The sequence below is a fragment of the Microbacterium sp. NPDC089321 genome (genome assembly GCF_040684935.1).
Lineage (GTDB): Bacteria > Actinomycetota > Actinomycetes > Actinomycetales > Microbacteriaceae > Microbacterium.
In genome coordinates this window covers 1,258,279-1,280,206 of sequence record NZ_JBFBGX010000001.1, presented here as the reverse complement: position 1 = coordinate 1,280,206, position 21,928 = coordinate 1,258,279, and the positions used below count along the sequence as shown (strand labels likewise).

Sequence of the window (21,928 nt, the reverse complement as noted above, 5' to 3'; positions counted from 1 at the left end):
ATGCCGCCTCACAGCGCCCGGATGATGTCCTCCACCCGCTCCTTGGCGTCGCCGAACAGCATCTGCGCGTTGTCACGGAAGAACAGCGGGTTCTGCACGCCCGCGTACCCGGCGGCCATCGAGCGCTTGAACACGATGACGTTCTCGGCCTCCCAGACGCGCAGCACCGGCATCCCGGCGATGGGGCTTCCCGGATCCTCGGCGGCGGCGGGGTTGACGGTGTCGTTCGCTCCGATCACGAGCACGACCGAGGTCGACGCGAAGTCGTCGTTGATCTCGTCCATGCCGAGCACGATGTCGTACGGCACCTTCGCCTCGGCCAGCAGCACGTTCATGTGGCCAGGCAGGCGCCCGGCGACCGGATGGATGCCGAAGCGCACCTCCACTCCCCGATCGCGCAGCCGAGCCACCAGATCGGCGACGGGGTACTGCGCCTGGGCGACGGCCATGCCGTAGCCGGGCGTGATGATCACGCTGCTCGCGTTCTCGAGCATCGCGGCGGCGGTGTCGGCGGTGATCTCGCGGTGCTCGCCGTGCTCGTCGTCTGATGCCGTCGACGCCACGATCCCGAAGCCTCCGGCGATCACCGACAGGAACGACCGGTTCATCGCCGTGCACATGATGTACGACAGGTACGCACCCGACGATCCGACCAGCGCGCCGGTGACGATCAGCAGGTCGTTGTTCAGCAGGAAGCCGGCGGCCGCGGCCGCCCATCCCGAGTAGCTGTTCAGCATCGAGACGACGACCGGCATGTCGCCGCCGCCGATGGAGGCCACCAGGTGCCAGCCGAGCGCGAACGCCAGCACCGTGACGGCGACGAGCAGCCAGAGCTGCGGATCGATCACGAACCACACGGTGAGCGCGACGAAGGCGGCCAGCGCCCCGACGTTCAGCACATTCTTGCCCGGGAGCATGAGCGGGCGAGACGACATCTTCGCCGACAGCTTCAGGTACGCGACGATCGATCCGGTGAAGGTGACACCGCCGATGAAGACGCCGATGAAGACCTCGGCGTTGTGGATGTCGACCAGCTGGGCGGGGATCGCTGCGTGCGCGAGGTGCCCGTTCCATCCGACGAGCACGGCGGCGAGGCCGACGAAGCTGTGCAGCAGGGCGATCAGCTCGGGCATCTCGGTCATCTGCACGACCTTGGCGCGCCACAGGCCGATGGCCGCGCCGATCAGCACACCCACGGCGAGCAGGCTGAGCCCGAGGGTCGCGCCCGGCTCTCCCCAGGCGTCCGCCATCGTGAGCGCCAGCGTCGCGCCGAGCGCGATGGTCATGCCTGTGATGCCGTAGATCACGCCGGCGCGGGCGGATTCGTGCCGGCTGAGACCGGCGAGGCTGAGGATGAACAGCAGGGCCGCGACGATGTACGCGGCGGCGGCGAATGCGTCGACGGTCACCTGCTGCCGCCCTTCTGGAACATGCCGAGCATTCGGCGCGTCACGGCGAACCCGCCGAAGATGTTGATGCTGGCGACCAGCACGGCCACGGCGGCGATCACCTGCACGAGCGGGTTCGAATCGGTGATCTGCAGCATGGCGCCGACGATGATCACTCCCGAGATCGCGTTGGTGACCGACATGAGCGGGGTGTGCAGGGCGTGGTGCACCTTGCCGATCACGTAGAAGCCGATCACGACCGAGAGCATGAGCACCGTGAAGTGCTGTGGCAGCGGTGCGGGCGCGAAGGCGTTCATGAGGAACAGCGCCGCGATGCCCGCGACGATGAGCCCCGCCTTCCTCGCCGCCGACATCGGCTGCTTCTCGGGCACGGGCGCGGGTGCGGCCTTCGGAGCGGATGCCGCCGGCGCTGCCGCGACCTGCACCGCAGGCGGCGGCCAGGTGACCTCGCCGTCGCGCACGACCGTCACCGAGCGCTGCACGACGTCGTCGAAGTCGATCGTGATCACGCCGTCCTTGTTCGGCGTGAGCAGGGCGACGAGGTTGGCCACGTTGGTGCCGTACAGCTGGGACGCCTGGGTCGCGAGCCGCGAGGCGAGATCGGTGTATCCGAGGATGATCACGCCGTTCGCCGTGACCACCCGCTCGCCGGCGACCGAGCCCTCGACGTTGCCGCCCTGTGCTGCCGCCATGTCGACGATGACGCTGCCCGGCTTCATGAGCGCGACATCGGCGGCGGTGATCAGGCGCGGCGCCGCGCGCCCCGGGATCAGCGCCGTGGTGATGATGATGTCGACGTCGGCCGCCTGCTCGGTGTAGATCTCGGCGGCGCGGCGGTCGTAGTCGGCGCTCGTCGCCTTCGCGTAGCCGTCGGTCGACTTCTCGACCTGCACGTCGACGGCGAGGTACGTGCCGCCGACCGAGCGCACCTGATCGGCGACCTCGGGACGGGGGTCGGTGGCTCGCACGATCGCGCCGAGGCTCGATGCCGCGCCGATCGCGGCCAGCCCCGCGACACCGGCACCCGCGATGAGCACCTTCGCCGGCGGCACCTTGCCCGCCGCCGTCACCTGACCGGTGAAGAAGCGCCCGAACTCGTGGGCGGCCTCGACGACCGCGCGGTATCCGGCGATGTTCGCCATCGAGCTGAGCACGTCCATCGACTGCGCGCGCGAGATGCGCGGCACGGCGTCGAGCGCGAGCGCCGTGATGCCGCGCTGTGCGAGGGATGCGACGAGCTCGGGCCGAAGGGCGGGCGACAGCAGGCCGATGAGCGTCGCGCCGTCCGCGAGGTGGGCGATCTCGGCATCCGTCGGCGGGTTGACCTTCAGCACCACCTCGCTCGCCCACGCCTCATCGGGCGGCACGATGCGCGCCCCGGCGTCGGCGTACGCCTCATCCGGGTACGACGAGCGCGCCCCCGCGCCCTGTTCGACGACCACGTCGTGGCCCAGCTTCATCAACGTCTGCACGGTCGCCGGGGTCGCGGCGACCCGCGCCTCGTCCGGCTGCTCCTGCACGATTCCGATCCGCGTCATCGCGATCCCTTTCCGCCCGGCATCCTCGCCGGTTCGCTCAGGTTACTGAGCGAGGCGAAGGAAACGAACGCATGACGGCCAGATGACGCCTCAAGAATGAGCGTTCTTGCCGCAGGGCGAAACCCCGCGCGTCCGTCGCAGCGCTCCGGGCCTCGTCGCCCCCTCTGAACGCCCTCGCCCCCTCTGAGCCACGGGGATCAAAGGGGGCGAGGATGCCCAACGGGGCGAGGATGCCGGATCAGCGACCGGAGACCTGCCCGAACAGCTTCGCGATCGGAGCGAGCACGAGCGGGCGCGCGGCGAACCAGCCGGCGGCGATCACCGCGACGGCGAGCACGAACACCCAGAAGCCCGTCCAGTTCGCGGCGTACTCGACGCCGTCGACCGATCCCTGCGCGGCGAACATGTGGTTGAGGTTGCGCAGCATCCCGGTCAGGAACACCAGCGCGACGTGCACGATGATGAAGGCCACGAAGTAGAGCATCACGGGGAAGTGCAGCGTCCGCGCCCACTCGACCGGGTACGCCTTCGACAGCTTCTCGGCCTTCTTCGGCCACAGCCCCGACATGCGGAACCCCGTGACGATCGCGAGCGGGGCCGCGATGAACACGGTCGCGAAGTACGCGAGCTGCTGCAGGCTGTTGTAGTTGACCCAGCCGTTGTCGGTCGGCCAGTCGAACGAGACGTACTGCAGACCGGCCGAGAGCGCGTTCGGGAAGACCTCCCAGCTCGTGGGCACGATGCGCGCCCAGTGGCCGGTGGTGAACAGCAGCACCACGAAGATGACGCCGTTGATGATCCACAGCAGATCGAGCGCCTGGTGGAACCACAGCGTCAGGCTGATCTTGCCCTTGCTGTCGCGACGCGGAGTCCAGAACACCGTCGGCCGCTTCTCGCTGCGCACGCGCAGGCCCGAGCGGATGATCAGCACCATCAGGAACATGTTGAAGAAGTGGGCCCAGTTCGCCCAGGGGGCGAATCCCGGCTCGACCTCGACGGCCGGGTGGTACTCGCCCGGGTACGTGGCGAGGAAGTCCTGCATGGCCGGGGTGCTGAGGAAGGTGCGGACGAGGAAGACCGCGGCGACGGCCAGCAGACCGAGGGATGCCAGCCCCAGCAGCCCGCCGATGGCCTGCGGCCACGTCGGCCGCAGCGGCGAGGGCTCGGGCAGCGGTTCGGCCGCATGCCGTGGTGCACGCCCCTGCCACACCGTGCGCGGGTACGGGAGGGGCGTCGACACGTCGGGCGCGGATGCCGCGGCGACCGCGACGTCGTGCGTGGCGGGTGCTTCTGTGGTGGCAGCGACCTGAGCGGCCTGGGCCTCAGCGTTCGCGGCGACCGGGGCGAGTGGGGATGCGGCGGGCGCCGCGACCTCGGTGGCCGGGGACGCTGCGCCCCCTGCGACCGGCGCGGTCCCGGTGACCTCGGCGGTTGCGGCCGCGTCACCGTCGGCGATCGTGGGAACGGTGCCCGCCGGGGGCCACGGCTCCCCTCCGGCGACGCGGGGCAGGCCGCGGCGCACAGCGCCACCGGCATCCGTCGCGGCGGGGGTCGCCACCGGCGCGCCGAATGCACCACTTGCTGCCGACTGCACCACTTCCTCGCGCGGGGAAGTGGTGTTCTCGGCGACAACCGGTGCGCTCGAGGCCTCGGCGGGCGCGGCAGGCGCGGATGCCACGGCCGCGGCGTCCGCGAGCGGCCAGGGCTCGCCGCCGGCCACACGAGGAAGCCCGCGCCGCAGGCTCACCGCGGCGGGCGCTGGGGCATCCGCGGTCGACGCGGCGGGAGCGGCGGCGACAGCACCGGTTGCCGCCGACTGCACCACCTCGTCGCGCGAAGAAGCAGTGTTCTCGACGGCATCCGGTGCACTCGGCGCCTCCGCGACCGGCGCCTCAACGACCGCGACGGATGCCTCGATCTCCGTTGCAGGAGGCCACGGCTCGCCGCCCTTCACGCGCGGAAGGCCTCGACGGATCGATCCGGCCATGGCGATCACTTCTTCCGGGCTTCGAGCGCCTCGATCAGCTGCGGCACGACGGTGAACACGTCCCCGACGATGCCGAAGTCGGCGACGTCGAAGATCGGTGCGTCGCCGTCCTTGTTGATCGCGACGATCGTCTTGGCCGTCTGCATGCCCGCGCGGTGCTGGATGGCACCCGAGATCCCGAGCGCGACGTACAGCTGCGGCGAGACCGAGACTCCGGTCTGGCCGACCTGGTGGGCGTAGGGGATGTACCCGGCGTCGACCGCGGCGCGCGAGGCGCCGACCGCAGCCCCGAGGGCGTCGGCGAGCTGCTCGACGAGCACGAACTTCTCCTTCGAGCCGAGCCCGCGCCCGCCCGAGACCACTCGGGTGGCTCCGCGGAGATCGGGACGGGACGAGGTCTTCTCCTCGGCCGCGATCTCGCCGGCGGTGGCGGCCGGGGCTCCGGATGCCGTGACCGACAGCTCTTCGACCACGGGCGAGGCGACGGCCTCGGCGCGCGCGTCGACCGCGCCCTGGCGCACCGTGATCACGGGTGCGCCGAAGGTCGGTGCGGAGTCGGTGAGGTACGAGCCGCCGTAGACGGAGTGCTGTGCCGTGACGCCCTCGTCGTCGCGGGAGACGCCGATCGCATCGACCGACAGCGCGAGCTTCTCGCGCACCGCGAAGCGCCCGGCGGCATCGCGCCCGGCGATCGAGTTCGAGATGAGCACGGCATCCGGCTGCACCTGGCGATACGCCGCCTGCAGGGCGTCGACCACCGGCACGGTGAGCGACGAGGCGTCACCGGCAGCGGTGAGCACGACCTGTGCGCCGGCCGCAGCTGCCGCGTCGGCGGCCGCCTGGCTGCCGCCGACGATCAGCGCCACGGGGGCTCCGACGGTCGAGGCGGCGCCGATGAGAGCGGCGGTGCTGCTCGCCGCGTCGCCGGACGGGTCGACGTCGACGAGGACGAGGATCGACTTCTCGGGATACGCCATGTCACACCAGCCTGTTCTGCGCGAGGAACTCGACGAGCTGCGCCGCGGCGTCGCCCTCGTCGGTGATCTTGACTCCGGCGGCGCGCGGGGGCTTCTCCGCCACGGTCGTCATGATCGTGCGGGGCGCGAGGGCCGGGTCGGCCGAGACGCCGAGGTCGGCCAGCGAGAGCACCTCGAGCGGCTTCTTCTTCGCGGCCATGATGCCCTTGAAGTTGGGGAACCGGGCATCCGGAAGCGCCTCGGTGATCGAGATGACAGCCGGAAGCGGCACGGTGACATCCTGCGTGCCGGCGTCGCCGGTGCGGGTGCCCGTGAGCTGCCCGTCGCCGATCTCGACCGCGCTCAGCGCGGTGGCCTGGGCGTAGCCGAGGTGCTCGGCGAGCATCGCGGGGATGACTCCGCCCGAGCCGTCGGTCGACAGGTTTCCGGTGATGACCAGGTCGGGCTCTCCGCGGCGGATCGCAGCGGCGAGCACCTCTGCCGTGAGGGTGAGGTCGGCTCCGCGCAGCTCTTCGTCGACGACGTGCACGGCGGATGCCGCACCGATCGCGAGCGAGCGGCGGACGGATGCCGTGGCCGTCTCGGGCGCCATCGAGAGGCTGACCACCTCGGTGCCGGGGTTCTTGTCGGCGTACGACAGAGCGACCTCGAGTGCGCGCTCGGTGATCTCGTCGAGGACGACGTCACCGGCCCCTCGATCCGCCAGACCCGTCTCCAGGTCGAGCTTGCGGTCACCGTAGGTGTCGGGCACTTCCTTCACCAGGACGTAGATCTTCATTGAACCTCCCTCACGCAGGTTCGATCCTACCCGCGCGCTCCTCTGGAATCAGGTCTCACCTCATATGATACTGAGTCCCGAAGCCGTTCGGGCGCGCTTGCCGATACCGTTGATCCATGGCCCGTCCCCGCCCTCTTCCGATCGACCCGCTCGCCGAGGCGAAACGGCAGTGGCTCGCGCACGGCTGGACGGATGCGGCCGAGGGTATGGCCGTGGTCACGTCCGTGATGCGGGCGCAGCAGCTGCTGCTCGCTCGGGTGGATGCCGCCCTGAAACCGTTCCAGGTGACGTTCGCCCGCTACGAGGTGCTGCGTCTGCTCGCCTTCAGCCGCACCGGCACGCTGCCGCTGTCGAGCGTCGTGGCCCGCCTGCAGGTGCATGCGACGAGCGTGACGAGCACGGCTGAGCGTCTGGTGCGCGACGGTCTGGTGCGCCGCGACCCGCATCCGCACGACGGTCGGGCGGCGCTCCTCACCCTCACCGACTCGGGCCGCGACCTCGTCGAGCGCGCGACGGCGGCGCTGAACACCGAGGTGTTCTCGTCGCCAGGGCTGGATGCCGACGATGCGGCATCCCTCGTCGGAATCGTCGCCCGCCTGCGCAAGAACGCCGGCGACTTCACCGACCCGCGTCCGCTTCCGGATCCGCTCTGATGCCCGCCTTCGAATCGCTCACCTGGCAGCCGCTCGGGCCGAGAAACGGCAATTCGAGCGATTCGAAGCGCTGACTCACGCCGGCTCATAAGATGACCGGCATGAGCGAACTCCGACTGAGCACGGTTCTCGAGCCGATGGGTCCGGCCGGCGCGATCGTGCTCGACGACGATCAGGTCGCCGCCCTCAGCAGCGCCAAGGCCTTCCCGGTGGTCGTCACCATCGGCGATCGCACCGCCCGGCTGCGCCTCGCCCGCATGGGCGGGAAGAACCTCATCGGCTTCAGCAAGGCGGTGCGCGCCGAGATGGGCGTCGAGCTGGGTGACGAGTTCGAGGCGATCATCACTCCGGATGCCGAGGAGCGCACCGTCGACGTTCCCGACGTGCTCGCCGCCGCGCTGGAGGCCGACCCGGTGGCCCGCGCCGCCTTCGACGCCCTGTCGTTCACCCGCCGCAAGGAGATCGCGCGGTCGATCGCCGACGCCAAGCAGGATGCCACGCGTCAGCGCCGCCTCGAGAAGGCGCTCGCCGACCTGCGCACAGCCCTCTGAGCCGGCAACTCTGCGTTCGAATCGCTCACCTGGCGGCCAGAACGGCTTCTGCGGTGCAAGGTGAGCGATTCGAAGCGGAGGAGCCTCAGTCCCCCTCGTACACGTAGTGCTCGAACCGCTCGGGCACGCGCATGCGCTGCCAGGCGAGCTCTTCATCGCGACGCGATCGGTCTCCGGGAAACGCCTTGGCCGTGTACCGCGGAACCTGGCGGGCGTGCCCGGCCATGTGCGCGACGGCCGCGGCCTGTCCGCACACCCGCGCCGCGGCGATCGCGTTCGGGTCGGTCGACTCCCGCGCCGCGGCATGGCAGGCGAAAGCGGTCTCGCGCACCTCGTCTATGCCGAGCTCGCCGCGCAGAAACGCCTGGGCGGCGTCGAGCGCCTCGCGGGGCCGGGAGTCGTGCGGACGCTCGGCGAGGAACAGGGGGAGCATCCGCTCGGCGCACGCCACCGTCCACTGCACGAGCTCGCGGCGGTCGTCTTCTGAGAGGGTCAGGTCGGCATCGTCGGGCAGCGGTCGCATGGCGGCGCTCATCGGTGCTGGAAATGAGGGGGGCGCTTCTCGCGGAACGCGGCCATCCCCTCCTTCTGGTCCGCGGTGTCGAACAGGGCGGCGAACTGCTGCTTCTCGACGGCGAGACCCGCTTCGAGCGTGGTCTCCATCGCGGCATCCAGGGTCGCCTTCGCCGCATACAGCGACGGCAGCGACTTCTCGGCGATCGTCTCGGCGAGCCGGGTGGCCTCATCGATCAGGTCGGCTGCGGGCACGACGCGCGAGACGAGTCCGATGCGCTCGGCCTCATCGGCCTTGATCAGGCGGCCCGACAGGATGAGCTCGGCGGCCTTGTAGTAGCCGACCGCGCGGATGAGCCGCTGCGTTCCACCCATGCCCGGCACCACGCCGAGGTTGATCTCGGGCTGACCGAACGTGGCCGTGTCGGCGGCGAGGATGATGTCGCACATCATCGCGAGCTCGCAGCCGCCGCCGAGCGCGTAGCCCGACACCGCGGCGATCACGGGGGTCCTGACCACGGCGAAGCGGGTCCAGGCGCCGAAGTGGTCGGTGTCGAGCATCTCGGCACCGGTCTTCGACTCCATCTCCTTGATGTCGGCTCCGGCGGCGAACGCGCGCTCGGACCCGGTCACCACGATGGCGCCGACGCTGTCGTCGGCGTCGAAGGCGGATGCCGCTGCCGCGACCTCCTCGGAGACCTGGCCGTTCAGGGCGTTCAGGGCCTGCGGCCGGTTGAGGGTGATCCAGCCCACCCGTCCTCGCTGTTCGACGAGGATCGTCTCGTACTCGGTCATGGATGCTCCCTCCGCCGCCCCACTGCGGCTCCTCCAGTATCTCAGTTCGCCTGTCGCGACGACGCTGGCGCTCCGCGTGCGCGTGGCCCGCGCGGTGCCTCGCCGGTGACGGGACGGCCGAGAGGGCCACGGGGATGAAGGCTCAGCGGCGCGACATGGCTGTCACACAGTGCCCTCGCGGATATCGGTGATGATGCCCGAGAAGTCGCGCCCCGCCCCGTCGCCCTCGGCGAACGCGGCGTAGAGCTGCTGCGCGAGGCGGCCCATCCTGGCATCCGTTCCCGTCTGCTCGATCGCCTGCAGCGCAAGACCCAGGTCTTTCGCCATGAGGGCTCCAGCGAAACCGGGCTGGTAGTCGCGGTTGGCCGGGCTCGTGGGCACCGGCCCCGGAACGGGGCAGTTGGTCGTGATCGACCAGCACTGACCGGATGCCTGTGACACGACGTCGAAGAGCGCCTGATGCTCGAGCCCGAGCCGCTCGCCCAGGACGAACGCCTCGGCGACGGCGATCTGCGAGACGGCCAGCACCATGTTGTTGCACACCTTGGCGGCCTGGCCGAGGCCCGGTCCGCCGCAGTGCACGATGCGCTTGCCCATCGCCTCCAGCAGCGGCAGCGCCGCCGCGAAGTCCTCGTCCGACCCGCCGACCATGAAGGCCAGAGTGCCGTTCTCGGCGCCGACGACGCCGCCCGAGACCGGGGCGTCGACATTGCGATGCCCGGCCGCGAGCGCGAGCTCGTGGGCGGTGCGGGCCTCATCGACCGCGATGGTCGACGACTCGATGAACAGCGTTCCGGGCGCGGCCGCGGCGAGCAGCTCGTCCTGGTATGCGCTGATCACGTGCTTGCCGGCCGGGAACATGGTGATCACGACCTCGGCATCCGCCACCGCCTCCGCACCGTTGGCGGCGACCGGGATGCCGGCGGCCCTGGCCGCGTCGATCGCGGCCGGCACGACATCGAAGCCGTGCACATCGTGCCCGGCCTTCACGAGGTTGACGGCCATGGGCAGGCCCATGTGACCGAGGCCAAGGAAGGCGATGCGCGTCATGATGCGGCGCTCCGCATCGAGGCCGATCCGGCTGGGCGCAGCATCTCGCGCCCGACGATGAGTCGCATGATCTCGTTCGTCCCTTCCAGGATCTGGTGCACGCGCAGGTCGCGCACGACCCTCTCCACTCCGTAGTCCTGAAGGTAGCCGTAGCCGCCGTGCAGCTGAAGGGCCCTGTTGGCGACCTCGAAGCCCGCGTCCGTGGCGAACCGCTTCGCCATCGCGCAGCGCATCGTGGCATCCGGAGCCTTCTCGTCGACCGCCCGCGCGCCGTCCTGCACCATCAGCCGAGCGGCCTGCAGCTCGGTGCGCATGTCGGCGATCGCGAACAGGATCGACTGCTTCTCGGCGAGCGGCTCGCCGAAGGCGACGCGCTCGTGCACGTACTGCACGGCCTTCTCGAGCGCCCACTGCGCGCCGCCCAGCGAGCACGCCGCGATGTTCAGCCGGCCGCCGTTGAGGGCCGACATCGCGATGGCGAAACCGCGACCCTCGTCGCCGAGCATCGCCGAGGCCGGAACCCGCACGCCGTCGAAGATGACCTGCCTGGTGGGCTGCGCATGCCAGCCCATCTTCTTCTCGGGGGCGCCGAAGCTGAGGCCGTCGGCGTCGCCGGGCACGAGGAACGCGCTGATGCCCCTGGCGCCCGAACCGGCGTCGCCCGTGCGCGCCATCACCACGTACACCCCGGCTTCTCCTGCGCCCGAGATGAACTGCTTGACGCCGGTGAGCACGAAGTCGTCGCCGTCGCGGGTCGCGCTGGTGGCGATGTTCGCGGCATCCGACCCCGCTCCCGGCTCGGTGAGGCAGTAGCCGCCGAACTGCTGCATGGCGGTCAGCGCGGGCAGCCACTGACCGCGCTGAGCCTCGTCGCCGTAGGTGTCGATCATCCACGCCACCATGTTGTGGATCGAGATGTACGCGGCGACCGCAGGGTCGCCCTTCGCCAGCTCCTCGAAGATCGCGACGGTGTCGACGCGGGCGAGCCCGGTGCCGCCGAACTCCTCGCCGACGTAGATGCCGCCCAGTCCGAGCTCGCCGCCGCGGTGCAGCGACTCCCGGGGGAAGATGTGCTTCTCGTCGCGCTCGGCGGCGTAGGGGGCGAGCTCGATCTCGGCGAACTCGCGCACGGCGTCGAGGATCGCCTCTCGTTCCTCGGCGGTGACGGTGGTGGTCATCATGGTCATCGTTCTGATTCCTGAGCGATCGGTCGCGGACTAGTTCATGGTGGGGATGACGAAGCTCGCTCCGTCTCGCACCCCGTGCGATGGCCAGCGGCTCGTGACCGTCTTCGTCTTCGTGTAGAAGCGGAACGCGTCGGTGCCGTGCTGGTTGAGGTCGCCGAATCCGCTGCGCTTCCAGCCGCCGAAGGTGAAGTACGCGATCGGCACGGGGATCGGCACGTTGACGCCGACCATGCCGACGTTCACCCGGGCGGTGAAGTCGCGGGCGGCGTCGCCGTCGCGCGTGAAGATCGAGACGCCGTTGCCGTATTCGTGGTCGGATGCCATCGCCAGCGCCTCTTCGTAATCCGCGGCGCGTGCGATCACGAGCACGGGTCCGAAGATCTCCTCGCGGTAGATCGCCATGTCGGTGGTGACGTGGTCGAACAGGGTGGGCCCGAGGTAGAAGCCCTCTTCGTGGCCCTCGACCGTGAAGCCGCGCCCGTCGGCGAGCAGTGTCGCGCCCTCGTCGAGACCCTGCTCGATGTACCCCGTGACCCGGTTCACGGCATCGCGGGTGACGAGCGGCCCGTAGTCCACGCCCTCGGACAGCGAGGGGCCCACCTTCAGCTCGGCGACGCGCTCGGTGAGCTTGGCGGCAAGGGCATCCGCCGTCTCCTCCCCCACCGGCACCGCCACCGAGATCGCCATGCAGCGCTCGCCCGCCGAGCCGAAGCCGGCGCCCATGAGGGCGTCGGCGACCTGGTCGAGATCGGCGTCGGGCATCACGATGAGGTGGTTCTTGGCACCGCCGAAGCACTGCGCGCGCTTGCCGTTCGCGATCGCCGTCGTGTAGATGTACTCGGCGATCGGGGTGGATCCCACGAAGCCCACGGCCTGGATGCGCGGATCGGTGATGAGGGCGTCCACCGCCTCCTTGTCGCCGTGCACGACGTTGAAGACGCCGGCGGGCAGACCGGCCTCGAGGAACAGCTCGGCGAGCTTGACGGGAACCGAGGGGTCGCGCTCGCTCGGCTTGAGGACGTAGGTGTTGCCGGATGCGATGGCGGGGCCCGCCTTCCACAGCGGGATCATCGCCGGGAAGTTGAACGGGGTGATGCCGGCGACCACGCCGAGCGGCTGGCGCATCGAGTAGACGTCGATGCCCGCGCCGACGCCGGTCGAGAACTCGCCCTTGAGCAGATGCGGAGCACCGATGCAGAACTCGATGACCTCGAGTCCGCGCTGCACGTCACCCTTGGCGTCTTCGAAGGTCTTGCCGTGCTCGCTCGAGAGCAGGCGCGCGATCTCGTCCATGTCGCGGTTCACGAGATCGACGAAGCGCATGAGCACGCGGGCGCGCTTCTGCGGGTTGGTCGCCGCCCACTCCGGCTGCGCGGCCTCGGCGACGTCGATCGCCGCTCGCACCTCGTCGGTGGTGGCGAGAGGCACGCGGGCCTGCACGGCGCCCGTGCTGGGCTCGAAGACGTCGGCGACGCGGCCGCCGGCGGATTCGACGTGCTTTCCGCCTACGAAATGGGGGATCATTCGGGTCATTGTGCTGACACTCCTCTGCACCTTCTTTGGCACTGTGACCAGGATAGGCGGAGCACCGAGGAATTACTAGGGCTTCCTAGTAATTGATCGAACGGCGCGTCGAGGCATCCGATCGCCGAATCTTTTCCGGCGGTTCCTCTTCCCTCTCAGCGATTCGACAGGTAAACCCTTATCTGTGCGCCCTGACCGGGGCGCTTCATTTCGCACCGTCGCGAGATCCCTTCACGACGGTGTCCGAAGGGAGAAGCAATGTCACATCGGACTGCCCCAGCGCGACGACGCGCCGTGGCCGCGACGTCCGCGTTCGTGATCGCTGCCGCCGGCCTCACGGCCTTCGGCGGAGCGACCGCGACCGCGGCACCGTCGCCCGACACCGGCGCCCCGCAGGCGGCGCCGCAGATCGGCTCTGACGAGTACTACATGAACTACGTCGCGCCTCGAGCCGACAACATGGTCGAGGTTCCGGCGGATGCGCCGATCGCCAACACCAAGGGCCAGATGAAGCGCTCGGTGAGCGGCAAGGCCATCGAGAAGGCCACCGCCCACGACCAGAAGTTCGCCCAGGGCAACCCCAAGGCCGCGGCGCAGCTGGCCAAGACCGAGGCGAAGTCGATCAAGACCGGCAAGAGCCCCAAGGCCCTGAAGAAGGCGAAGGGCACGCAGCAGGCGAAGCTTCTCACGATCCTCGTCGAGTTCGACGGCACCGACGACTTCAGCGACCTGTACGTGCCGACGGAGTTCGGTGCGACCGACTGCAAGCCGGGCAGCGTCCAGGGCCCGACCCTGCACAACAACATCCCGAACCCCGCCGACACGGAGCAGCTCGACAACAACTCGATGTGGGTGCCGGACTTCTCGAGCGAGCACTTCAACAAGATGCTGTTCACCGACGAGGGCATCACCGAGCGCGTGCGCACCGACCTCACCGGCCCCGACGGCAAGCCCGGCTTCGACATCTCGGGCTACACCATGAAGAACATGTACGAGGAGATGTCGCGCGGCGCCTACTCGCTCAGCGGCGAGGCCACCGAATGGGTCAAGGTGCCCCACTCCGAGGGCTACTACGGCGCGACCGTCTGCCACAAGAACGACAAGGGCGAGTGGGAGGCCGGCCCCATGCAGGACATGCAGGGCCACCCCGACAACCCGCTCGGACCGGGCCAGCTGCCCATCGACGCGGTTGCGGCCGTGGCGGCGCAGAACCCCGACTTCCCGTGGGCCGACTACGACATCGAAGACCAGGGCGACCGTGACGGCGACGGCAACGTCAACGAGCCCGACGGCGTGATCGACCACGTCGTGCTCGTGCACGCCGGTGCCGACAAGTCCGGCGGCGGCGGCGAAGAGGGCACCTACGCGATCTGGGCGCACTCGTCGGCTGTCGCCGGCGGCGCCACGATCCCCGGCACCGACCTCAAGATCTCGAACTACATCGTGCAGCCCGAGGACTCGGGCGTCGGCGTCTTCGCCCACGAGTACGGGCACGACCTCGGTCTGCCCGACCTGTACGACACGTCGAACGCCGGCAACTCCGACGTCGACTTCTGGGATCTGATGAGCTCGGGCTCGCACTCCGGCCCCATCTTCCAGTCGATGCCCACCCACATGGGCCTCTGGGACAAGTGGGTGCTCGGCTGGGCCGACCCCGAGGTCGTGAACCCCGGCGACGACACCCGCACCATCAAGGTGGGTCAGACCTCGCGCCCCAAGAAGGGCACCGAGGACGGCATCAAGGTGAACCTGCCCGACAAGAAGATCGTGCTGACGACCCCGCACAGCGGTGACGACATGTGGTACTCCGGCGCAGACCAGAGCTGGGCCGACGTCACCCTCACGCGCAGCATCGACAGCGTCCCCGCGAACGCGAAGTTCTGGATGTGGAACGACTACGTCATCGAGGAGGACTGGGACTACGGCTTCGTCGAGGTCTCGACCGACGGCGGCAAGACGTGGGGCGAGCAGAAGGTCTACGACGAGGCCGGCGCGCTGGTCTCGACCGACGACGGCTACTCCGACCCCAACGGGCGCCTGAAGGACTTCGGCGGCAAGAAGTACGGCCTCACCGGATCCAGCGACGGATGGCGTCACGACTACATCGACCTGTCGGCGTACGCCGGTCAGAGCATCCAGGTGCGCCTGCGTCAGGCGACCGACGCGGCCTTCGAGGAGCGCGGCTGGTTCGCCGACGACTTCGCGCTGACCAGCGGCGCTGACACCGTCTGGAGCGACGACGTCGAGAACGGCGACAACGGCTGGACCGCCGCGGTCGGCACGTGGACCGACACCACCGGCGCCGGATGGCACCACGACAGCGGCACCCAGATCAAGGCGCAGTACTACCTGGTCGAGTGGCGCAACCTCGACGGCTTCGACGAGGGCCTGAAGTACGGCTACACCACGGTGTACAGCGACGAGGCCTGGAAGGTCGAGAAGGTGCCGTACAACGCACCTGGTGCGCTCGTCTGGTACCGCGACACCACCTACGGCGACACCAACCACGTCGCGTCCAACCACACGGCTCTGCCGAGCTGGGGCGCGAAGGGCGGCCTGCTGCTCGTCGACAGCCACTTCGACCCGCTGCGCCGCACCGGCGCGCAGGCCGCGATGGACCCGTCGCCGCTGAAGAACATCTCCAGCCGCGCCCAGTCGTCGAACGCCGCGTTCGGTCTGCAGCCGACGTACTCGTTCAAGGACTGCTCGGTCGACGAGAACTACAACGAGGCCTGCACCACGCTGGCCCCGCAGCCGCCGGTGAGCACGTTCACCGACGACAAGGGCTGGGTGCCCGGCATCGAGGTCCGCGACGGCCAGCTGTACTACCGCCTGCGTGACGCCTCGGTCGTCGTGCCGTCGGTCGGCGACGCCCCGTACTCCACTCGCGTGGTGAACGCGGACGGCTCGCCCGCCACCGCCCTCTACGGTCTCGACCTGGGCAACACCCTGCTCGGCAGCGGCAACCCCGCTGACGACGGGGTCGGCTACGGCACCGTGATCAGCGTGAAGAAGGCGATGCAGGGCAACACCGCAGCGCTCATCTCGGTCACGCCGCCCGCGGCGCAGTGATCGCGGACTGATCGCTCGACCGGAAGCGCCGGTCACCCTCGGGTGACCGGCGCTTTCGCGTGCGCTGAGGGCGTCAGCGTCCCTGCGCGTCGACCAGGACGGCGACCGTGCGGGCGGGCACGGTGACGGTGCCGGTCGCGGCATCCCACGTCGTCTTCTTCACGATCGCATCGGCACCCTTGGCCTGGGCCCGCGTCAGCGCGAACGAGCGGCCCGCAAGACCGTCGACCGTCTGCGCGACGGCATCCGGTGAGGCGTTGAACACCACGAGCGCGCCGTCGAGAGCGGGATCGACGTCGGCACCCACGAGGTCGTCGATCTGCATCACGATGACGCCGGGCGCGGCATCCGCTCCCCCGTTCGGGAAGGTGACCTTCTGCTCGATCAGCTTCGCCGAGCCCAGCCGCAGCAGATCCACCTCGTTGCGCACGCGCAGGAGGTCGAGAGCGGATGCCTCGGCCGCGGCCATGTCGGCCGCCTTCGGCTCGAGCGCGGGGTTCTCAAGGAGCGGGCGCATCACGCCCCACTTGCCCTCGTTGTCGGCGGCCATCGGCAGACCGGATCCGAACGTCGACTCCTTGCCTGTCCAGTCGATGCGGTTGAACCAGTCGCCGGAGTCGTAGCTGTTGCGGTCGAGCGACTTCGAGCGCAGCAGCTCGGTGCCCGCGTGCCAGAACGACGGCGACTGCGACAGCGTCACCGTGGCGAGCGACAGCGTGTTCATGCGCACGCGGTCTGCCATCGAGGTGCCGACCGGCAGCTTGAAGACCGACAGGTCGTAGAGCGTCTCGTTGTCGTGCGCGTCGACGTAGTTGATGACCTCGTCGGGTTCGTCGGCGTACCCTGCGCGGGAGCCGCGGTAGTCGATGTCGTCGCCCGAGGTGACCTTGCCATCGCTGGTCGTGAAGGCGAAGTCGCGCAGGTTGCCCGCGAGGCCCAGCTTGACGAGATCGGTCTCGTGCCCGAGGTCGGCGAGCGCCTGCGGAGTGCTGCCGTTGATCGGGTCGCCGTTCGGGTCCGTGCCGAGTCCGGTGCCGAAGCCCTGACGGAACGTCGACGAGCCGTCCACCGGGCTGCCGCCGTGCACGGCATCGCGCAGCCGGTCGTTGAACGTGCCGATGCCCGTGCCGCCGAGCTGACCCTGCACGGCCTGCTCGAACAGCGCGTTGTTCGCGACCTCGCCGAAGTTCCAGCCTTCGCCGTAGAGATAGACGCGCTTGCCGTCGACGCCGTCCTCGTCGAGGGTGAGCGCGTCGAGCGCCGTGCGCACAGCGAGCATGTTGCCCACCGAGTGGTGGCCCATGAGGTCGAACCGGAATCCGTCGACCTTGTAGTGCCGCGCCCAGGTGACGACCGAGTCGACCATGAGCTTCTGCGCGACCTCGTTCTCGGTCGCCACGTTCTGGCAGCAGGTCGAGGTCTCGACGGCGCCTGCCGCGTTCAGGCGGTGGTAGTAGCCGGGAACGACGCGATCGAGCACAGAGCGGTCGCCCTGGCCCGAGGCGGCGGTGTGGTTGAAGACCTGGTCGAGCACGACCTGCAGGCCCATGCCGTGCAGCGCCCCGACCATCGAGCGGAACTCCGCGACCCGCGCCCCGCCCTCGGGGTTCACCGCGTACGACCCCTCGGGGGCCGAGTAGTGGTACGGGTCGTAGCCCCAGTTGAAGCCGTCATCGCCGGCGATCGCCGACACGCACGCCTGCTGCGCGGTGTCGGCCGGGCCGTACGAGCCGAGGTCGCAAGCCGGCGTCGCCTGCTTGTCGCGGTTCTCCTCGATCGTGGCGATATCGAACGAGGGGAGCAGATGCACCGTGTTGATCCCGGCACCCGCGAGCTGACGCAGCTGCTTCGCCCCTGCGCCGTCGCGGGTGAAGGCGAGATACGTGCCGCGCTCAGCGGCGGGCACGCTCGTGTCGCCGATCGAGAAGTCGCGGATGTGCAGCTCGTAGATCGCGCGGTCGACGGGCCGGTCGACCACGGGCGCCTTCGTCTTGCGCCAGTCCTTGGGCTGGAACGCCTTGTCAGTGAGGTCCACGGCGACGGAGCGCGCGGAGTTCTCGGTGAGGGCGACCGAGTACGGGTCGGTGACGCGGTTGGTCTCGATCCTGCCCGTGGTCGGGGCGTAGACGGCGACCTCCCACAGGTACTCGTCGTTCTTCAGGGCCTTCTTGCCCTTGACCGTCCAGACGCCGGATGCCCGGTCGTACGCGGCCTTGTGACGCGTGGGCTCCGCGTCGGCGCCCGCCCCCGCGTCCCAGGTGAGCAGCGTCGCGCTCTGCGCCGTCGGCGCCCACAGGCGGAAGGTCGGGTTGACGCCCGCGAACGTCACGCCGAGCGTCTGCTTCTGCACCTCGTCGGCGTAGAGGTCGTCGAGCACGCCCGCGATCTGCACACCCGTGAAGGCGGTGAGCGCACCGGCCGTGTCACGCTGCGCCACGGCCAGCTGACCCTTCAGAAGGACCGCGGCGTCGGCATCCGGCACCCGCAGCGCGAGGTACCCGGCGAGCGCGGGGAAGCGCTTCTTCTGCGCATCGGTGAGTCCGCCGTCGATCTGCTCGAGCGCGATCGGCTCAGCGCCGGTCACCTCTGCGTCGGCGACCTTCACCGATGCGTCTGCGGAGGCGTACAGCTCGTACGCGGCACGATCGGTCGAGCCGAGGTCGGCCGGCCACGCGATGGTGGTCTCGTCGATCCAGTGCGCGCGCAGCTCGCCCGTGCCGGGCAGCGGCGCGTCGTCTGCCGTGACCTCGAGCACGTGCGTCGCCAGCGTGTACCGGAACGAGGTCACCTTGCCCTCGGTGGCGCTGAACGAGATGTTCGCGCCGTCCCTCGCCCCGCCGGCTCCGTAGTTCTCGGCCCAGCTGAGTCCGTGCGCGACCTTCAGCTCGTAGGCGCCCGTGGGCAGCGACGAGGTCGAGAACTCGTACACCCCGTCTCGGTCGCCGTCGGCCATCAGCGTCGCGAGGCAGTCCGGCATCCAGTCGCCTGCGCAGCCGAGCTCTTCCTGCAGCGAGCCGGGCAGGGTCACGATCGGCCCTTCCGAGCTCGACTGCACGATGTTCGTGCGGGGGTCGAAGTAGAACGAGATCGGCCCGCCCTTGTGCGAGACGGTGACGTTCGGCCCGTCCGGCACGCCGTTCGCCCCGTAGTTGATCGCCCAGCTGCCGTCGATGGCGGCCTTGTACTCGTAGTCGCCGGCGGGCAGATCGAAGGTGCCCGCCCACACGCCGTCGGCGCGCAGGGTCAGCTTCGCCTTCTCACAGGCCGGATCCCAGTCGCCGGCGCAGCCCATCTCCGAGTTCAGGCTGCCGGGCACGGTCACCATCTCGATGGGCGACTCGGGCTGCTCGTCGGCGGCGAGCGACACCTGGTTGCCGACCGAGGCGTAGGTGGATGCGGCGGCGTGGCCGCCCGTGGCATCCGTCGTCACGGCGCGGTACTCGACCAGCGTTCCCTTCTTCAGCCCGCGGATGTCGTGGTACACGCGCGGCTCGGTGTCTTCGGCGGTGCCGAGCGCGTGCCACTCGTCGGACCCGACGATGCGCCACGCGAAGCTCGTCTGCGCCCACTGGTCGGCGATGCCGGCCTGAACAGGCGACTGTCCGCTGAGGCCGGCACCCGGAGTGGGTGCGGCGATCGTCACGGGCGCGGCCTCGGCCGGGGCGGTGACCGTGCCATCCGCCTTCCACACCACGGCCGAGAGGGCGGGCACCGTGACGCTCGTCGCGGCGCCGGCATCCGTCGTCACCGGCTTGCCGTCGCCGTACAGCACGGCGTACGAGGCGTCGGCGGTGAGGGTCGTGAGGTCGACGGTCTGCGCGGAGGTCGCGTTGTTGACCGCGACCAGGTACTCGACCTTCTCATCGGCGTCGACGCGCGAGAAGGCGTAGACGCCTGCGCCCGACGCCGCATGGCGCTCGATCTGAGCACCGTCGCGCAGGGCGGGGTGCGCCTCGCGCAGCGCCGAGAGCGAGGCGATGTGCTCGTAGAGCGGGGCGTCGGTGCCGTAGCGGTCGACGGATCCCGCCTTCTCGCCGGTGATCAGATCCTGGTTCGCGTACTCGTCGACCTGGGTGGCGAAGAGCGTCTGACGGGCGTCCTTGTCGCCGCCCGCACCGGCGAAGCCCTGCTCGTCGCCGTAATACACGACCGGCTGACCACGGGTGAGGAACATGAGCTCGTTCGCGAGCTCGGTGCGCTGCAGCGGAGCATCCGTCCGCTGCAGGAAGGAGCCCACCCGGCCCATGTCGTGGTTTCCGAGGAAGGTCGGCAGGGCCGTCGCACTCGAGTCGGGGGTGGTGTAGCGGTCATCGCCGGCGAACAGGGTCTGCAGGCCCTTCGCCGAGTTGCCCGACGCGTAGCTGACCGCCGACGACTGGAAGGTGAAGTCAAGCACCGAGTTCATGTCGGTGTCGCGCACATACGGCGCGAGCTTGACCGGGTCGGCGTCGTACACCTCGCCGAACATGAAGAACTCGTCGTCGCCCTTCGCGTGGGCGTAGTCGAGCACCTCCTTGGTCCAGGCCTGCCAGAACTCGAAGTTCACGTGCTTGACCGTGTCGATGCGGAACCCGTCGATGCCGAGGTCGATCCAATCCTGGTACACCTGCACGAAGCCGTTCACGACGGTCGGGTGCTCTGTCATCAGGTCATCGAGCCCGTCGAAGTCGCCGTAGGTGACGGATTCGCCCGACCAGGTCGAGTTTCCGCGGTTGTGGTACAGCGTGGGGTCGTTGAGCCAGTCGGGCGTCTTCGCCGTCTTCTCGGCCTCGGCGATCACGGGCGTGTACGGGAAGCTCGTTGCGGGGTCGAGAGCCGGGAAGCCGTCGCTGCCCGCGTACTCGGCCGGGTCGAACGCCGCGCCGTCGGCCGTCTTGTACGGCTCGGTCGCCTGATCGATGTACGAGTACTGCTTCTCGCTGTAGTCGATCACGTCGGCGGTGTGGTTGGTGATGATGTCGAAGTACACCTTGATGCCGCGCTCATGCGCATCGGCGATGAGCGCCTCGAGCTCGGCATTGGTGCCCAGGTGCGGGTCGATGCGCGTGAAGTCGGTGACCCAGTAGCCGTGATAGCCCGCGCTCGCATTGTCGCCCGTGCCCTGCACGGGCTTGTTGGCGAAGCTCGGGGTGAGCCAGATGGCCGTCGTGCCGAGGCCCTCGATGTAGTCGAGCCTCTCGTGCAGCCCCGCGATGTCGCCGCCCTGGAAGAAGCCCTTGTTCGCCGGGTCGAATCCGGTCGAGAGACGGTCGCCCTCGATGCCGCCGGTGTCGTTCGACGAGTCGCCGTTGGTGAAACGGTCGGTCATCACGAAGTAGAACTGCTCGTCGGACCCGGGCTGCCGCACCGGCTTCTCGATGAGCGCGTCGTCGTCTGAGGAGTAGCCCTGGCGCAGGTCCTCGACCGCGACGCCGACGCGCTTCAGGCCTGCATCGAAGGTGAAGCGCAGGGTGGCGGGTCCGGCGACGGTCAGCGGGATGTTGTCTCCGCCCCCGTCGAGACCATAGGCCTCGTCCCAGCTGTCGTCGAGCGCGACCTTGTACTCGTAGCTGCCTGCCGGCACCTCGAACGCGGCTGAGTAGATGCCCTCGGCCCCGGTCGGCGCGAGCTCGGTCGCGGCGCAGTCGGGCGCCCAGTCGGCGGTGCAGCCGAGCTCGGACTGCAGATCGCCGACGAGGGCGACGGTGCGGTCGGCGGCGGCGGCCGGCGCCGCGAGGGCCCCGAACGATGACAGACCGGATGCCACGAGCGCGGCGGTCGCGAGCAGGGCGGTACGGCGTAGAGAGGTCTTCTTCGACACAGGGACTCCGTCAGGAAGGGCGCGGCGGCGCGCCGGTGGCTGTGGAGTGAAGGTAACAGCCCGTTGCATCGTTCTGCAAGCGCTTCCAGCATCC

14 protein-coding genes are annotated in these 21,928 nt (G+C 69.6%); 3 read left to right on the top strand and 11 right to left on the bottom strand.

Annotated elements, in window-relative coordinates; all coding sequences use genetic code 11:
* Positions 1-8: 8 nt before the first annotated feature.
* The 5 genes from pntB to AB0N59_RS05915 form a co-directional block, all read right to left on the bottom strand.
* Complete coding sequence (pntB, locus tag AB0N59_RS05935; protein ID WP_363480116.1) at positions 9-1,409, bottom strand: Re/Si-specific NAD(P)(+) transhydrogenase subunit beta; 1,401 nt, start codon at positions 1,407-1,409, stop codon at positions 9-11.
* The gene (locus tag AB0N59_RS05930) at positions 1,406-2,947 is read right to left on the bottom strand and encodes a Re/Si-specific NAD(P)(+) transhydrogenase subunit alpha (RefSeq protein ID WP_363480113.1); all 1,542 of its coding nucleotides are present in this window, start codon (positions 2,945-2,947) and stop codon (positions 1,406-1,408) included. The genes pntB and AB0N59_RS05930 overlap by 4 nt, the downstream gene beginning before the upstream one ends.
* 238 nt (positions 2,948-3,185) lie before the next feature.
* Complete coding sequence (locus AB0N59_RS05925; protein ID WP_363480110.1) at positions 3,186-4,934, bottom strand: cytochrome b/b6 domain-containing protein; 1,749 nt, start codon at positions 4,932-4,934, stop codon at positions 3,186-3,188.
* A 5-nt stretch (positions 4,935-4,939) separates the two neighbouring features.
* The gene (locus AB0N59_RS05920; RefSeq protein WP_363480107.1) at positions 4,940-5,911 is read right to left on the bottom strand and encodes an electron transfer flavoprotein subunit alpha/FixB family protein; all 972 of its coding nucleotides are present in this window, start codon (positions 5,909-5,911) and stop codon (positions 4,940-4,942) included.
* A gap of 1 nt (position 5,912) precedes the next feature.
* Positions 5,913-6,689 carry an electron transfer flavoprotein subunit beta/FixA family protein gene (locus tag AB0N59_RS05915; protein WP_363480104.1) on the bottom strand — a complete coding sequence of 259 codons (777 nt, stop codon included), beginning with the start codon at positions 6,687-6,689 and terminating at the stop codon, positions 5,913-5,915.
* Positions 6,690-6,805: 116 nt separating this feature from the next.
* On the opposite strand from AB0N59_RS05915, the gene AB0N59_RS05910 reads away from it, so the two are divergent.
* Entirely contained in the window at positions 6,806-7,342 is a 537-nt protein-coding gene (locus AB0N59_RS05910; protein WP_363480101.1) for a MarR family transcriptional regulator, read from the top strand.
* Between the two features lie 101 nt (positions 7,343-7,443).
* Complete coding sequence (locus AB0N59_RS05905; protein ID WP_363480098.1) at positions 7,444-7,893, top strand: YdeI/OmpD-associated family protein; 450 nt, start codon at positions 7,444-7,446, stop codon at positions 7,891-7,893.
* 85 nt (positions 7,894-7,978) lie between these two features.
* On the opposite strand, the gene AB0N59_RS05900 is transcribed toward AB0N59_RS05905, so the two are convergent.
* The 5 genes from AB0N59_RS05900 to AB0N59_RS05880 all read right to left on the bottom strand — a co-directional run bounded on the left by AB0N59_RS05900 (position 7,979) and on the right by AB0N59_RS05880 (position 12,971).
* A complete protein-coding gene (locus AB0N59_RS05900; RefSeq protein WP_363480095.1) occupies positions 7,979-8,428 on the bottom strand; it encodes a putative immunity protein in 450 nt (149 codons plus the stop codon).
* Positions 8,425-9,201 (bottom strand): enoyl-CoA hydratase-related protein, encoded by a 777-nt coding sequence (locus tag AB0N59_RS05895; protein WP_363480092.1) that lies wholly within the window; start codon positions 9,199-9,201, stop codon positions 8,425-8,427. The genes AB0N59_RS05900 and AB0N59_RS05895 overlap by 4 nt, the downstream gene beginning before the upstream one ends.
* Positions 9,202-9,363: 162 nt before the next feature.
* Positions 9,364-10,251, bottom strand: coding sequence for a 3-hydroxyisobutyrate dehydrogenase (gene mmsB / locus AB0N59_RS05890; RefSeq protein WP_363480089.1), 888 nt, complete (start codon positions 10,249-10,251; stop codon positions 9,364-9,366).
* Complete coding sequence (locus AB0N59_RS05885; RefSeq protein ID WP_363480086.1) at positions 10,248-11,438, bottom strand: acyl-CoA dehydrogenase family protein; 1,191 nt, start codon at positions 11,436-11,438, stop codon at positions 10,248-10,250. Before AB0N59_RS05885 ends, mmsB begins: the two co-directional genes overlap by 4 nt.
* A gap of 30 nt (positions 11,439-11,468) precedes the next feature.
* Positions 11,469-12,971: a CoA-acylating methylmalonate-semialdehyde dehydrogenase gene (locus AB0N59_RS05880; protein WP_363480083.1), complete on the bottom strand. Its 1,503-nt coding sequence runs from the start codon at positions 12,969-12,971 to the stop codon at positions 11,469-11,471.
* A gap of 285 nt (positions 12,972-13,256) precedes the next feature.
* Here AB0N59_RS05880 and AB0N59_RS05875 point away from each other — a divergent pair, with 285 nt between their 5' ends.
* Complete coding sequence (locus AB0N59_RS05875; RefSeq protein ID WP_363480080.1) at positions 13,257-16,034, top strand: immune inhibitor A domain-containing protein; 2,778 nt, start codon at positions 13,257-13,259, stop codon at positions 16,032-16,034.
* A gap of 73 nt (positions 16,035-16,107) precedes the next feature.
* On the opposite strand, the gene pulA is transcribed toward AB0N59_RS05875, so the two are convergent.
* On the bottom strand, positions 16,108-21,834 hold the full coding sequence (pulA, locus tag AB0N59_RS05870) for a pullulanase-type alpha-1,6-glucosidase (RefSeq protein WP_363480077.1): 5,727 nt from the start codon (positions 21,832-21,834) through the stop codon (positions 16,108-16,110).
* Positions 21,835-21,928: the final 94 nt, after the last annotated feature.

Excerpts from the sequence above, each read along its gene's own strand:
- AB0N59_RS05930 (WP_363480113.1), bottom strand. The coding sequence starts at position 2,947 with ATGACGCGGATCGGAATCGTGCAGGAGCAGCCGGACGAGGCGCGGGTC.
- AB0N59_RS05925 (WP_363480110.1), bottom strand. The coding sequence starts at position 4,934 with ATGGCCGGATCGATCCGTCGAGGCCTTCCGCGCGTGAAGGGCGGCGAG.
- AB0N59_RS05920 (WP_363480107.1), bottom strand. The coding sequence starts at position 5,911 with ATGGCGTATCCCGAGAAGTCGATCCTCGTCCTCGTCGACGTCGACCCG.
- AB0N59_RS05915 (WP_363480104.1), bottom strand. The coding sequence starts at position 6,689 with ATGAAGATCTACGTCCTGGTGAAGGAAGTGCCCGACACCTACGGTGAC.
- AB0N59_RS05910 (WP_363480101.1), top strand. The coding sequence starts at position 6,806 with ATGGCCCGTCCCCGCCCTCTTCCGATCGACCCGCTCGCCGAGGCGAAA.
- AB0N59_RS05905 (WP_363480098.1), top strand. The coding sequence starts at position 7,444 with ATGAGCGAACTCCGACTGAGCACGGTTCTCGAGCCGATGGGTCCGGCC.
- AB0N59_RS05900 (WP_363480095.1), bottom strand. The coding sequence starts at position 8,428 with ATGAGCGCCGCCATGCGACCGCTGCCCGACGATGCCGACCTGACCCTC.
- AB0N59_RS05895 (WP_363480092.1), bottom strand. The coding sequence starts at position 9,201 with ATGACCGAGTACGAGACGATCCTCGTCGAACAGCGAGGACGGGTGGGC.
- mmsB (WP_363480089.1), bottom strand. The coding sequence starts at position 10,251 with ATGACGCGCATCGCCTTCCTTGGCCTCGGTCACATGGGCCTGCCCATG.
- AB0N59_RS05885 (WP_363480086.1), bottom strand. The coding sequence starts at position 11,438 with ATGACCATGATGACCACCACCGTCACCGCCGAGGAACGAGAGGCGATC.
- AB0N59_RS05880 (WP_363480083.1), bottom strand. The coding sequence starts at position 12,971 with ATGACCCGAATGATCCCCCATTTCGTAGGCGGAAAGCACGTCGAATCC.